This is a genomic window from Streptomyces sp. DSM 106670, assembly GCF_055792845.1.
Window position 1 is genome coordinate 5030602 of record NZ_CM147704.1, and the last position, 11922, is coordinate 5042523.

The 11922-nt window shown below is 71.6% G+C and carries 9 protein-coding genes; 1 reads left to right on the plus strand and 8 read right to left on the minus strand.

Annotated features, from left to right (window positions below):
- Nucleotide 1: 1 nt before the first annotated feature.
- The 3 genes from ACSMXR_RS22320 to ACSMXR_RS22330 form a co-directional block, all read right to left on the minus strand.
- Nucleotides 2-1723 carry an FAD-dependent monooxygenase gene (locus tag ACSMXR_RS22320; protein ID WP_473172430.1) on the minus strand — a complete coding sequence of 574 codons (1722 nt, stop codon included), beginning with the start codon at nucleotides 1721-1723 and terminating at the stop codon, nucleotides 2-4.
- A gap of 96 nt (nucleotides 1724-1819) precedes the next feature.
- Nucleotides 1820-2854: an EamA family transporter RarD gene (gene rarD, locus ACSMXR_RS22325; RefSeq protein WP_473169774.1), complete on the minus strand. Its 1035-nt coding sequence runs from the start codon at nucleotides 2852-2854 to the stop codon at nucleotides 1820-1822.
- Between the two features lie 152 nt (nucleotides 2855-3006).
- Nucleotides 3007-3867, minus strand: a complete 861-nt coding sequence (locus ACSMXR_RS22330; protein ID WP_473169775.1) for an SDR family oxidoreductase — start codon at nucleotides 3865-3867, stop codon at nucleotides 3007-3009.
- A 111-nt stretch (nucleotides 3868-3978) separates the two neighbouring features.
- On the opposite strand from ACSMXR_RS22330, the gene ACSMXR_RS22335 reads away from it, so the two are divergent.
- Complete coding sequence (locus tag ACSMXR_RS22335) at nucleotides 3979-4368, plus strand: winged helix-turn-helix transcriptional regulator (protein ID WP_473169776.1); 390 nt, start codon at nucleotides 3979-3981, stop codon at nucleotides 4366-4368.
- A gap of 138 nt (nucleotides 4369-4506) precedes the next feature.
- Here ACSMXR_RS22335 and ACSMXR_RS22340 read toward each other — a convergent pair whose 3' ends face one another.
- From ACSMXR_RS22340 to ACSMXR_RS22360, 5 genes are all read right to left on the minus strand, one after another.
- A complete protein-coding gene (locus tag ACSMXR_RS22340) occupies nucleotides 4507-5580 on the minus strand; it encodes a 2-oxoacid:ferredoxin oxidoreductase subunit beta (protein ID WP_473169777.1) in 1074 nt (357 codons plus the stop codon).
- Nucleotides 5573-7537, minus strand: a complete 1965-nt coding sequence (locus ACSMXR_RS22345) for a 2-oxoacid:acceptor oxidoreductase subunit alpha (protein ID WP_381852312.1) — start codon at nucleotides 7535-7537, stop codon at nucleotides 5573-5575. The genes ACSMXR_RS22340 and ACSMXR_RS22345 overlap by 8 nt, the downstream gene beginning before the upstream one ends.
- Nucleotides 7538-7969: 432 nt before the next feature.
- Nucleotides 7970-8629, minus strand: coding sequence for a response regulator transcription factor (locus ACSMXR_RS22350; RefSeq protein WP_030083520.1), 660 nt, complete (start codon nucleotides 8627-8629; stop codon nucleotides 7970-7972).
- Between the two features lie 299 nt (nucleotides 8630-8928).
- Nucleotides 8929-10290, minus strand: a complete 1362-nt coding sequence (locus ACSMXR_RS22355; RefSeq protein WP_376185619.1) for a sensor histidine kinase — start codon at nucleotides 10288-10290, stop codon at nucleotides 8929-8931.
- Between the two features lie 245 nt (nucleotides 10291-10535).
- Nucleotides 10536-11711 (minus strand): sensor histidine kinase, encoded by a 1176-nt coding sequence (locus tag ACSMXR_RS22360; protein WP_473169778.1) that lies wholly within the window; start codon nucleotides 11709-11711, stop codon nucleotides 10536-10538.
- Nucleotides 11712-11922: the final 211 nt, after the last annotated feature.

The following is an 11922-nucleotide window of genomic DNA, read 5'->3' on the forward strand; positions in this document are numbered from 1 at the left end:
TTTACCGCACGGCGTCCACCATGCCGGGTGACCCGTCCGTGGGCCGGTCCGGTGACTGGTCCGGTGACCGGTCCGGTGTCCGGTCCGTGCGCGTGCCTTCGGGACGGCCCGCGGACGCGCCCGTTCCGTGGAGCCGGCGCAGATACTCCCGTACGGCATCGGCATCGTCCGCCGGTGCGTACACGCCCACATGGTGGTCGGGCCGGACGACCACGACGGTGCCCGCGCCCGTCTCGCCGGAGGTTCCCGTTCCGTACGCGGCGGCCGCGTGGCCCGCGTCGTCGACCACCGCGCCCGGTTCCGCTTCGGCCCGCTCCTCGTGCGCCGCGTACACCCGGCAGGTCCGCACCCCGGCCTCGCCGTACGCGGCCGCCACCTCGCGCAGGACCGCCGCGCCGCCGGGGCCGAAGCCGAGCACGGTCGTGCCGGGCCCCGCGAGAACGCGGTGCAGCCGGGTACGGGCTCCGGTCGCGGCATCGGTGCAGGGGGCGTCCGGCGCGCGGTCCCCGGCGTGCGGGGCGCCGTCCTCCGCCTGCGACGTGTCGGTGCGGGCGGCGGCCAAGGAGCTCCAGCGGTAGCCGACGCCCAGGCCGGTGGTGTCCGAGGTGATCGCCGCGTCCAGGCCGCCGCCGGGCCGGCGGATCGCCTCCAGCGTGGCCCGCAGCCGCTCCGATGTGAGGTCCAGGGTCCGGGCGGCCACCGGAAGCCGCTCCTCCTCATAGCTGTCCAGCAGCCTCGCGTCCGTGTGACCGGCGAGCACCAGGCCCAGCTTCCAGCCCAGGTTGAACGCGTCCTGGATGCCGGTGTTCATCCCGAGGCCGCCCGCGATGGCGTGCACATGCGCCGCGTCGCCCGCGAGGAAGACCCGCCCCGCCCGGAACCGGTCCGCCATCCGCGCATTGACCCGGTACGTCGACAGCAGCTCGGCCCGCGTCAGGTCCTCGCCGGACAGCGCGGTGTGGTGGGCGAGCAGCCGGCGGAACCCGTCGGCGTCGGGCGCGAGCGGCCGCCCCCGCCCGTCCCGCTCCGGCCCGGCCTGGAACCACCAGCCCGTCCGCGTACCGGGGATCGGGCAGAGCATCACCGCGCCGTCCTCGTCGAACCACTGGTGCCAGCGGGCACGGTCCAGGGCGCCCTCGGCCAGGTCGACATCGCCGCAGACCATCACCTGGTCCTCGTCGGTGGTGCCGTCGAACCCGATCCCGAGCAGTTTCCGTACGGAGCTGTGGGCGCCGTCGCAGCCGACGACGTACCGCGCGCGTTCCGTCCGGCCCTCCGCGAACGTCACGTCCACCCGCCGCCCGTCGGCCCCCTCCGCCAGCCCCACGACCTCGCGGCCCAGCTCGACGTGGACGCCGTGAGCGGCCAGCCGGTCGCGGAGGATGCCCTCCAGCCGCCACTGGGCGATCAGCCACCCCCGGTCGTAGTGCGCGCCCGGGGCCGGGGCGGAGTCCGCCCACGGATCGGCCTCCGCGACCGGGAGGCGGTCGCGGTACTTGAGCATCGGCAGCGGCGCCGAACCGGCGGCGAGCACCTCCTCGGCCACCCCGAGATCGTCCAGGATCTCCAGCGACCGGGGGTTGGGGCCCTTGGCGCGCGAGGTGCGCGGCGGCGCGGGGGACCGGTCCACGATCCGTACGGCGACACCGCGCCGGGCCAGATCGCAGGCCAGCACCAGCCCGGTGGGTCCAGCTCCCACGACGAGTACGTCGGTCATGCCCATGCCCATACCCATGCCCATGCCCGTGTCCACGGCTCTCCTTCGGTCACACTTCGGGTCGTCCAGGACCAGAGAAACGTAACCGAGTTAGAAAAGCAACTAGGTAATCTTTTGTTGTGCGGGGTCCGGGGCCGTGGTCGCCGGGGTTGTGGTCGTCGGCGTCGTGGTCGGGGGCGGGGTCGCGATCGTCGGCGTCGCGGTCGCCGGGGCGGCGGCCGCCGTCGCCAGCAGCTCCGCCGCCAGCGCCCGGTTGCGGCGAGCGGTCCGCAGCGCGTCCCAGGTCAGCAGCGACAGCGCCAGCCAGACCAGGGCGAACCCGGCCCACCGCTCGGGCGGCATCGACTCGTGGAAGTAGAGGACGCCCAGGCCGAACTGGAAGACCGGGGCCAGATACTGGAGCAGCCCCAGCGTGGACAGCGGCACCCGGATCGCCGCCGCGCCGAAGCAGATCAGCGGGACCGCGGTGACGATGCCCGTCGCCGCGAGCAGGAACCCGTGCCCCGCGCCCCCGTACGTGAACGTCGACTCGCCGGTCGCGGTCAGCCAGAGCAGGAAGCCGAGCGCGGGCACGAACAGCACGGCGGTCTCGGCGGCCAGGGACTCCAGGCCGCCCATGTTCACCTTCTTCTTCACCAGGCCGTACGTGGCGAAGGAGAAGGCCAGCGTCAGCGAGATCCACGGCGGCCTGCCGTAGCCGATCGCCAGCACGAGCACGGCGGCCAGACCGGTGGCGACCGCGACCCACTGGACCGGCCGCAGCCGCTCGCCCAGCAGCAGGACGCCCATGGCGATGGTGACCAGCGGATTGATGAAGTAGCCGAGCGAGGCCTCGACGACCTGGCCGTTGTTCACGGCCCAGATGTAGAGGCCCCAGTTGACGGTGATGGTCGCCGCCGCGACCGATATGAGACCCAGCTTGCGCGGATCGCGGGCCAGTTCGGCGATCCAGGCCCAGCGGCGTACGACCAGCAGGGCGACGGCGACGACGCCGAGCGACCAGACCATCCGGTGGGCGAGGATCTCGATCGCCCCGGACGGCCTCAGCAGCGGCCAGAAGAGGGGGACCAGGCCCCACATCCCGTAGGCGCCGACTCCGTACAGCAAGCCTGCCCGCTGTTCGTTCTTCCCCTTCACGTGCCCTCCCGGCCCACCCGCGCCGGCGCGACCGCCGACGGCACGACGGTAGCGCCGGAAGAGCGTCGTGTCATAGCCGTCTCACGGAAACACTCATGACAGTGCTGGGTGCGGGCGGGGCGTGCGGAGGCGCGGCCGGGGTGCGTCGGGGCTCAGGCGGCGGACAGGGCGGCGCGTACGGTCTCGGCGAGCGGCGTTGTCGGGCGGCCGATGAGCCGGGCGAGGTCGCCGCTCGTCCCCGCGAGCCGGCCGCGCCCGATCGCCTCGTCCACGTCGACGAGGATCGCCGCGAAGCCCTCGGGCAGTCCCGCGCCGACCAGGACCTCCTGGTGCGCGGCGGCCGGGACGTTCTTGTACGCGATCTCCTCGCCGGTCAGCTCGGACAGCAGCGCGGCGTACTCGGCGAGCGACCACGCGGTGTCGCCGCTCAGCTCGTAGGCGGTGTTCAGGTGGCCGTCGCCGGTCAGTACGGCGGCCGCGGCGGCGGCGTAGTCGGCGCGGGAGGCGGAGGCGATGCGCCCCTCGCCCGCGTTGGCGACGACCGCGTGGTGCGCCAGGACCGGGGCCAGGTTGGCGGTGTAGTTCTCGGTGTACCAGCCGTTGCGCAGGAAGGTGTACGGCAGTCCGGAGTCGAGGATCAGCTGCTCGGTGGCCCGGTGCTCGTCGGCCAGTGTGAAGTCCGCGTCCGGGCCGCCGAGGATGCCGGTGTACGCGAGCTGGGCGACGCCCGCCGCCTTCGCCGCGTCGATGACCGCCGCGTGCTGCGCCACCCGCCGGCCCACCTCGCTGCCGGAGATCAGCAGCACTCGGTCGCCGGACCGGAAGGCTCCGGCCAGCGTCTCGGGGCGGCTGTAGTCCGCGATGCGCAGCTCCACGCCCCGGGCGGCGAGCGCGGCGGCCTTCTCCTTGTCGCGCACGACCGCGACGACCTCGTCGGCCGGAACGGTGGTCAGCAGGGTGTCGACGACGAGACGGCCGAGTGCGCCGGTGGCTCCGGTGACAACGATGCTCATGGGGGGTTCTCCGATGCAGAGGTGGGCCGGGCGGTTCCGCCCTTCGGTCGTTGCCACCCTACGCACAGCGCTAACTGTAAGAAAGTACCCACTTTGAAGTAAGGTACGGGTATGGGAGTAAGTGCAGACGCAGCCACATCACGTCGTCCGGACGTCAACCAGCGCATGTGCCCGTCCCGGCTGATCCTGGAGCACGTGACGAGCCGCTGGGGCGTACTCGTCCTGGCGGCGCTGCTGGAGCGCTCGCACCGCTTCAGCGAACTGCGCCGCGCGGTGGGCGGCGTCAGCGAGAAGATGCTGGCCCAGACCCTCCAGACGCTGGAGCGCGACGGCTTCGTCCACCGGGACGCGAAGCCGGTGATCCCGCCGCGGGTGGACTACACGCTCACCCCGATGGGCATCGAGGCGGCCGAACAGGTGTGGGCGCTCGCCCGCTGGACCGAACGGCAGGTGAACGCGGTGCGGACGGCGCGCGAGGCATACGACGAGGCCCGGGCCTGATCCCGTGAGGGACCGGACCCGGGCCGGCCCGGGAGCGGTTCCGCTTCCGGTCGTTCCGTTCAGCCGTTCTGTTCTGCGGTTCTGTTCTGCCGTTCCGTGCTGGTTCCGTTCGGCTGTTCCGTGCCGTTCCGCCGTGCCTCAGCCGACGACCGTCCAGGTGTCGTTGCCCGCGAGGAGTGAGGCGAGGTCGCCCTTGCCCTCGCGCTCGATGGCGGCGTCCAGCTGGTCCGACATCAACGTGTCGTAGACGGGCCGCTCCACGCTGCGCAGCACCCCGATCGGGGTGTGGTGCAGGGTGTCCGCGTCGGCGAGCCGCGACAGCGCGAACGCCGTCGTGGGCGATTCGGCATGGGTGTCGTGGACGAGGATCTGCGAGCGGTTCTCCTCCGTGACGGCCACCACCCGGAGATCGCCGGTCGCCGGATCGCGGACGACGCCCTTGGGCTCCTGGGAGCCGAAGAGGATCGGCTGGCCGTGTTCGAGGCGGATGACGGCCTCGGCGGCCTGCTCCTTGTCCTTGAGGACCTCGAAAGCGCCGTCGTTGAAGATGTTGCAGTTCTGGTAGATCTCCACCAGCGCCGTGCCCGAGTGCTCGGCGGCCGCGCGCAGCACGCTCGTGAGGTGCTTGCGGTCGGAGTCGACCGTGCGCGCCACGAACGTGGCCTCCGCGCCGATGGCGAGCGACACCGGGTTGAAGGGCGCGTCGAGCGAGCCCATCGGCGTCGACTTGGTGATCTTGCCCAGCTCGGAGGTGGGGCTGTACTGGCCCTTCGTCAGCCCGTAGATCCGGTTGTTGAACAGCAGGATCTTGAGGTTGACGTTGCGGCGCAGGGCGTGGATGAGGTGGTTGCCGCCGATGGAGAGCGCGTCGCCGTCACCGGTGACCACCCACACCGACAGATCGCGGCGGGAGGTGGCGAGCCCGGTCGCGATGGACGGGGCGCGGCCGTGGATGGAGTGCATCCCGTAGGTGTTCATGTAGTACGGGAAGCGGGAGGAGCAGCCGATGCCGGAGACGAAGGTGATGTTCTCCTTCGCGAGCCCCAGCTCCGGCATGAAGCCCTGGACGGCGGCGAGGACCGCGTAGTCGCCGCAGCCGGGGCACCAGCGCACTTCCTGGTCCGACTTGAAGTCCTTCATGGACTGCTTCGCCTCGGCCTTGGGCACCAGCTGCAGCAGTTCGTTGTGCCGCAGTTCGTCGGTGTCAGGCATCGATGGCCTCCTTGAGAGCCGTGGCGAGCTGCTCTGCCTTGAACGGCATTCCATTGACCTGGTTGTAGCTGTGGGCGTCCACCAGATACTTGGCCCGCAGCAGCATCGCGAGCTGGCCGAGGTTCATCTCCGGCACGACGACCTTGTCGTAGCGCTTCAGCACCTCGCCGAGATTCTTCGGGAAGGGGTTGAGGTGGCGCAGGTGGGCCTGGGCGATGGGCGCCCCCGCGGCCCGCAGCCGGCGTACGGCGGCGGTGATCGGCCCGTACGTCGACCCCCAGCCGAGCACCAGCGTGGCGGCCCCGGCCGGGTCGTCGACCTGGAGGTCGGGGACCTCGATGCCGTCGATCTTGGCCTGGCGGGTGCGGACCATGAAGTCGTGGTTGGCCGGGTCGTAGGAGATGTTGCCGGTGCCGTCCTGCTTCTCGATCCCGCCGATGCGGTGTTCGAGGCCGGCCGTCCCAGGGACCGCCCAGGGGCGGGCCAGGGTCTGCGGGTCGCGCTTGTAGGGCCAGAAGACCTCGGTGCCGTCGGCCAGGGTGTGGTTCGGGCCGGTGGCGAAGGAGGTCTTCAGATCGGGCAGGGCCGCCGTCTCCGGGATGCGCCAGGGCTCGGAACCGTTGGCCAGATAGCCGTCGGAGAGCAGGAAGACCGGAGTCCGGTACGTCAGGGCGATCCGGGCCGCGTCGATCGCGGCGTCGAAGCAGTCCGCCGGGGTCTGCGGGGCCACGATCGGGACCGGGGCCTCGCCGTTGCGCCCGAACATCGCCTGGAGCAGATCCGCCTGCTCGGTCTTGGTCGGCAGCCCGGTGGACGGTCCGCCGCGCTGGATGTCGATGATCAGCAGCGGCAGCTCCAGGGAGACCGCGAGCCCGATCGTCTCCGACTTCAGCGCCACCCCGGGGCCGGACGTCGTCGTGACGCCCAGCGCCCCGCCGAACGCGGCACCCAGCGCCGCCCCGATCCCGGCGATCTCGTCCTCGGCCTGGAAGGTCCGTACGCCGAAGTTCTTGTGCCGGGACAGCTCGTGCAGGATGTCCGAGGCCGGGGTGATCGGATACGACCCCAGGTAGAGCGGCAGGTCCGCCAGCTGCCCGGCGGCGATCAGGCCGTAGGACAGGGCGAGGTTCCCCGAGATGTTGCGGTAGGTGCCGGTGGGGAAGGCCTGCGACGCCGGGGCGACCTCGTAGGAGACCGCGAAGTCCTCGGTCGTCTCCCCGAAATTCCACCCGGCCCGGAAGGCCGCCACATTCGCCTCGGCGATCTCGGGTTTCTTCGCGAACTTCTGCCGCAGGAACGTCTCCGTCCCCTCGGTCGGCCGGTGGTACATCCACGACAGCAGCCCGAGCGCGAACATGTTCTTGGAGCGCTCGGCCTCCTTGCGGGGGAGCCCGAACTCCTTCAGCGCCTCCAGCGTCAGCGTCGTCAGCGGCACCGGGTGGACGTTGTAGGCCTCCAGCGAACCGTCCTCCAGCGGACTGGTCGCATAGCCCACCTTCGCCATCGGCCGCTTGGTGAACTCGTCGGTGTTCACAATGATTTCCGCGCCGCGCGGTACGTCGTCGATGTTCGCCTTCAGGGCGGCGGGGTTCATCGCGACCAGGACGTTGGGGGCGTCGCCGGGGGTGAGGATGTCATGATCGGCAAAGTGGAGCTGGAAGGAAGAGACCCCCGGCAGCGTGCCTGCGGGGGCACGGATCTCGGCGGGAAAGTTCGGCAGGGTGGAGAGATCGTTGCCGAAGGAGGCGGTCTCCGAGGTGAACCGGTCACCGGTGAGCTGCATACCGTCACCCGAGTCACCCGCGAAACGGATGATCACCCGATCCAGGCGGCGGATCTCCTTGCCGTCGCCGCCCGTGGTTCCCGTCGTACCTGACAGGGGGGCTCGCTGACCCCCGAGGACGGCGTCATTGGCCTCATCGGCCTTCTCTGCCGCGCTACTGACCTGGCTCGTCACTGAACTGGACCTCCCTTGGGGCGGCGGTTCGGAACCGTCCGGCCAGCCGGCGATCCCAGAGGCCACCCTACGTCCGCGTAAGGGGCCCTCCAGGGACCGATCATATGGTGGACGCTGTTTTGAGACACCCTTTTGGTGCGGTTTGTCACCTTTCTCAAGCCCCCGATCGTGGGATGGAAGCGGCCGCGCTCTGCGTCTTTGGTCCTAAGCCCCGCGGTTGTCTCTACCGCCCCCCGGTCGTTTCCTGGTGGACCCGCCGTCGTCCTTGCTCCTCGGTCGTCTCTTGATCAGAGGTGCCCGTCCGGTGCTCGCCGGACACCCCCGGGCCTGCGCAATGCCCCCGGAGCGCTCCCGGTGCGCCCCCGAAGTGCCGCAAGTGCCGCGGGTGCTGCGGCCGCCGCATCCAGCACTATCTGACAGAGTGTCAGATCGCTAGGAGTTCAGATAGGTCAGCACGGCGAGGACGCGCCGGTGGTCCCCGTCGCTGGGCGAGAGCCCCAGCTTCAGGAAGATGTTGCTGACGTGCTTCTCGACCGCCCCGTCGCTCACCACGAGCTGCCGGGCGACGGCGGAGTTCGTCCGGCCCTCGGCCATCAGACCGAGGACCTCCCGCTCGCGCGGCGTCAGCCCGGCCAGCACATCCTGCTTACGGCTGCGGCCCAGCAACTGCGCCACCACCTCCGGGTCCAGCGCCGTCCCGCCCTGCGCCACCCGGACCACGGCGTCCACGAACTCGCGGACCTCGGCCACCCGGTCCTTCAGCAGATACCCCACCCCGCGGCTGCTGCCCGCCAGCAGCTCGGTGGCGTACTGCTCCTCCACGTACTGGGAGAGGACCAGCACCCCGATGTCCGGATAGTCCTTCCGCAGCCGCACCGCCGCGCGCACGCCCTCATCGGTGTGCGTCGGCGGCATCCGCACATCGGCGACCACCACATCGGGAAGGGCCTGCTGCCCGTCGAGCTCCGCCACGGTCTTCAGCAGCGCCTCGGCGTCCCCGACCCCGGCGACCACCTCGTGCCCGAGATCGGTGAGCAGACGGGTCAGCCCTTCCCGGAGCAGGACCGAATCCTCGGCGATGACCACGCGCACCCTGTTCTCCACGTTCTCCACGACTGCGAGTCCCCCACTGTTCCGAATATGCCGCGTTCCCCACGACCTCGCACGCACCACGCCCGACCACCGCGCACCGCGCCCCGACCGCTCAAGCATCCCAGGACCCGGACACGGATGGGGAGCCTGTGGATAACCCACCCGACACGCCCCGTCGCCCGGACCGAGGGTCCGGGCGACGGGGCACAGGTGAGAGGCACAGGTGAAGGGGAGAGCCGGAAGGTGGAGGAGGGCGGCGGAGCCGGGGTCTCGGCCCCGCCAGGGCAGTTCGCGGGGCCTCAGCCCCGCCAGGGCAGCTCGGCGGTGACCGTCGTCGGACCGCCGGCCGGGGAGTCGACGACCAGGACCCCGTCCACCGCGTCCAGCCGCTCCGTCAGCCCGGCCAGGCCACCGCCCGCGGCAGACGATGCCCCGCCCCGGCCGTTGTCCGTGACCTGGAGCATCAGCCGGTCGGCCGCCCGCCACACGTCGACCGTGGCCCGGGTCGCCCGGGCGTGCTTGCTGATGTTCTGGAGCAGCTCCGAGACGGTGAAGTACGCGATCCCCTCGATCGCCTGCGCGGGCCGTGAGTCCAGGTCCACCTCGACCGTCACGGGCACGGTGCAGCGGGAGGCGATGGCGGAGAGGGCGGCGTCCAGGCCCCGGTCGGTGAGGACAGCGGGGTGGATCCCGCGGGCCAGGTCGCGCAGCTCCTGGAGAGCCACCTTCACCTCGCCGTGCGCCTCGTCCACCATGCGGGCCGCGGCCTCCGGGTCGTCGGTGAGCTTCTCCTTCGCCAGGCCCAGATCCATGGCGAGGGCGACCAGGCGGGCCTGGGCGCCGTCGTGCAGGTCGCGTTCGATGCGGCGCAGGTCGGCGGCGGCGGTGTCCACGACGACGCCCCGGTCCGACTCCAGCTCGGAGACCCGGGTGGCCAGCCGGGACGGGCCCAGCAGACCGGTGACCATCAGCCGGTCCACGCTCAGCAGCCCCCGCACGATCCAGGGCGCCGCCAGCACGAGCACCAGGCCCACCGCCCCGGTCACCGCCAGCTCACCGGGCGAGTCCAGATACTCCTGATGGGTGCGGTCCCCGTACAGCTGGAGGCCGCCCTGCCCGCCGAACACCGGGAAGAGCCAGAACCACAGCGGGTACGTCAGCGCCGCCAGGCCGTACGTCCAGAACGAGATCGCCACGACGAACGTGAACGTCGCCCACGGGAAGTGCAGCAGCGCGTACAGCAGGTGCCGCCAGGACGCCCCGCTCTTGAGGATCGCGCCCATCCAGGACATCGGGCCGCCGGTCTTCCCCCGCACCGGCTCCGGATCCGCCACCTCGACCCGCAGCAGCCCACGCGCCCGGTGCCGCTCCAGCGCACCGAAGCCCCGGCAGACGGCGAGACCGACCGCGAGGACCGGTATCCCGATGAAGGTGACCAGCAGGCCCGCGCTCATCGACGTCATGGTGACCGCGAAGACGAACATCACCGTGCTGAGCGGGAAGCTCAGCAGCGCGTAGAGAAGCTCGCGCCAGGCGCGGGCCTCCAGCGGGGCCCGCAGCGGCGCCGGGAGGAAGTGCTTCGCCGGGGTCCTCGCCCCGAAGCCGGGGCCGGAACCCTGATGCTCCCGGTCCCGCGTGTCCGGTCCGTATGCCGTGGCCATGAGTTCCGTCCGTTCCGTCTCTGTTCTCAGTCTCTCAGTGGGCTGTGCGGTGGTGCGCGGGCAGTGGTGCGTGGGACGTGGGCGTGGGGCGTGCGGCGCGGTGGCGCCGGGGCGGCCGGTCACCACGGACCGTTCTCCCTCAAGAGTGCTGGCCGGCCGTCTTCCGCACCATGAGGCCCCTCTCCGTATCCGACCGGGGGTTTTCCCCACCCCCGGGCCGTGCCGGGCATCGGGAACACGGCCGGTCAGGCGCTGCGGTCGCGCCAGGGCAGCTCGGCGGTGACGGTCGTCGGCCCGCCCTCCGGCGAGTCCAGGACCAGCACCCCGTCGACCGCGTCGAGCCGCTCGGCGAGCCCCGCCAGCCCCGTACCGCCGCCGTCCGTCCGGGCTCCGCCCCCGCCGTCGTCCGTGACCTGGAGCATCAGCCGGTCGGCCGAACGCCACACGTCGACGGAGGCCGACCGCGCGCCGCTGTGCTTGCTGATGTTCTGGAGCAGCTCGGAGACGGTGAAGTACGCGATCCCCTCGATCGCCTCCGCCGGACGCTTCCGAAGCCCCACCGACACCTTGACCGGGACCGTGCAGCGGGAGGCGATGGCGGAGAGGGCGGCGTCCAGGCCTCGGTCGGTGAGGACGGCGGGATGGATGCCGCGGGCCAGGTGGCGCAGTTCCTGGAGGGCCACCTTGATCTCGCCGTGCGCCTCGTCGACCATGCGGGCGGCGGCCTCGGGGTCGTCGGTGAGCTTCTCCTTGGCGAGGCCGAGCCCCATGGCGAGGGCGACCAGGCGGGCCTGGGCGCCGTCGTGCAGGTCGCGTTCGATGCGGCGCAGGTCGGCGGCGGCGGTGTCCACGACAACGCCCCGGTCCGACTCCAGCTCGGCGATACGCCGCTCCAGCTCGTCCGAGGGCGACAGCAGCCCGCGCACCATCGCCCGGTCCACCGTCGTCAGCCCCCGCGCGATGAACGGCAGCACCGGCCACAGGACGAACAGGCTCACCAGCGTCACCGCGAACGTCAGCACCCCCCAGGGCAGTCGGATGAACCCGTACAGCAACGTCCGCCAGCCCACCGGGTCCTTCAGCCCCGCCCACAGCCGGGCGAAGAACCCCTGGTCCCGGTGGCCGCGCGCCAACGGACTCGGCTCCTCCACCCGTACGCCGAGCATCCCGCGCGCCCGCCGCCGTTCCAACCGGCCCAGCAGCCGGGCGCCCTGGAGCCCGGCGACCAGCAGCGGCAGACCGATCACCGTCACGGAGAGCCCGACGCCGACGGCGATCACGAGGACCGTGTAGACGAACCCGACGACGGCCAACGGCAGATCGGCGAGCAGATGTGCGATCTCCCGCCAGGTCCACCGGTCGATGGCGAAGCGGGCGGGCGGCAGCCGGCCGGGGTCCGGAACGGAAGGGCTCATGGTCATACCCACAGCCTGCCGGGCCGCACCCGCGCACACCATGGGGCTCATGGGCGGGTCGAAGTAGGGATAACCCCACCTGATGCCCGACGCGGCTGCTTACGCTCCGTTTAGCAGGCCCTAGACTCCCGTGCGTAACTCCCGCGCGTACAGAACGGGCACGTGGGACCGATGCGGCCGAAGTGGCGGCAGCAGCGGCGGACGAAGCAGCGGACCA

Excerpts from the sequence above, each read along its gene's own strand:
- ACSMXR_RS22320 (WP_473172430.1), bottom strand. The coding sequence starts at position 1,723 with ATGGGCATGACCGACGTACTCGTCGTGGGAGCTGGACCCACCGGGCTG.
- ACSMXR_RS22330 (WP_473169775.1), bottom strand. The coding sequence starts at position 3,867 with ATGAGCATCGTTGTCACCGGAGCCACCGGCGCACTCGGCCGTCTCGTC.
- ACSMXR_RS22335 (WP_473169776.1), top strand. The coding sequence starts at position 3,979 with ATGGGAGTAAGTGCAGACGCAGCCACATCACGTCGTCCGGACGTCAAC.
- ACSMXR_RS22340 (WP_473169777.1), bottom strand. The coding sequence starts at position 5,580 with ATGCCTGACACCGACGAACTGCGGCACAACGAACTGCTGCAGCTGGTG.
- ACSMXR_RS22355 (WP_376185619.1), bottom strand. The coding sequence starts at position 10,290 with ATGGCCACGGCATACGGACCGGACACGCGGGACCGGGAGCATCAGGGT.
- ACSMXR_RS22360 (WP_473169778.1), bottom strand. The coding sequence starts at position 11,711 with ATGACCATGAGCCCTTCCGTTCCGGACCCCGGCCGGCTGCCGCCCGCC.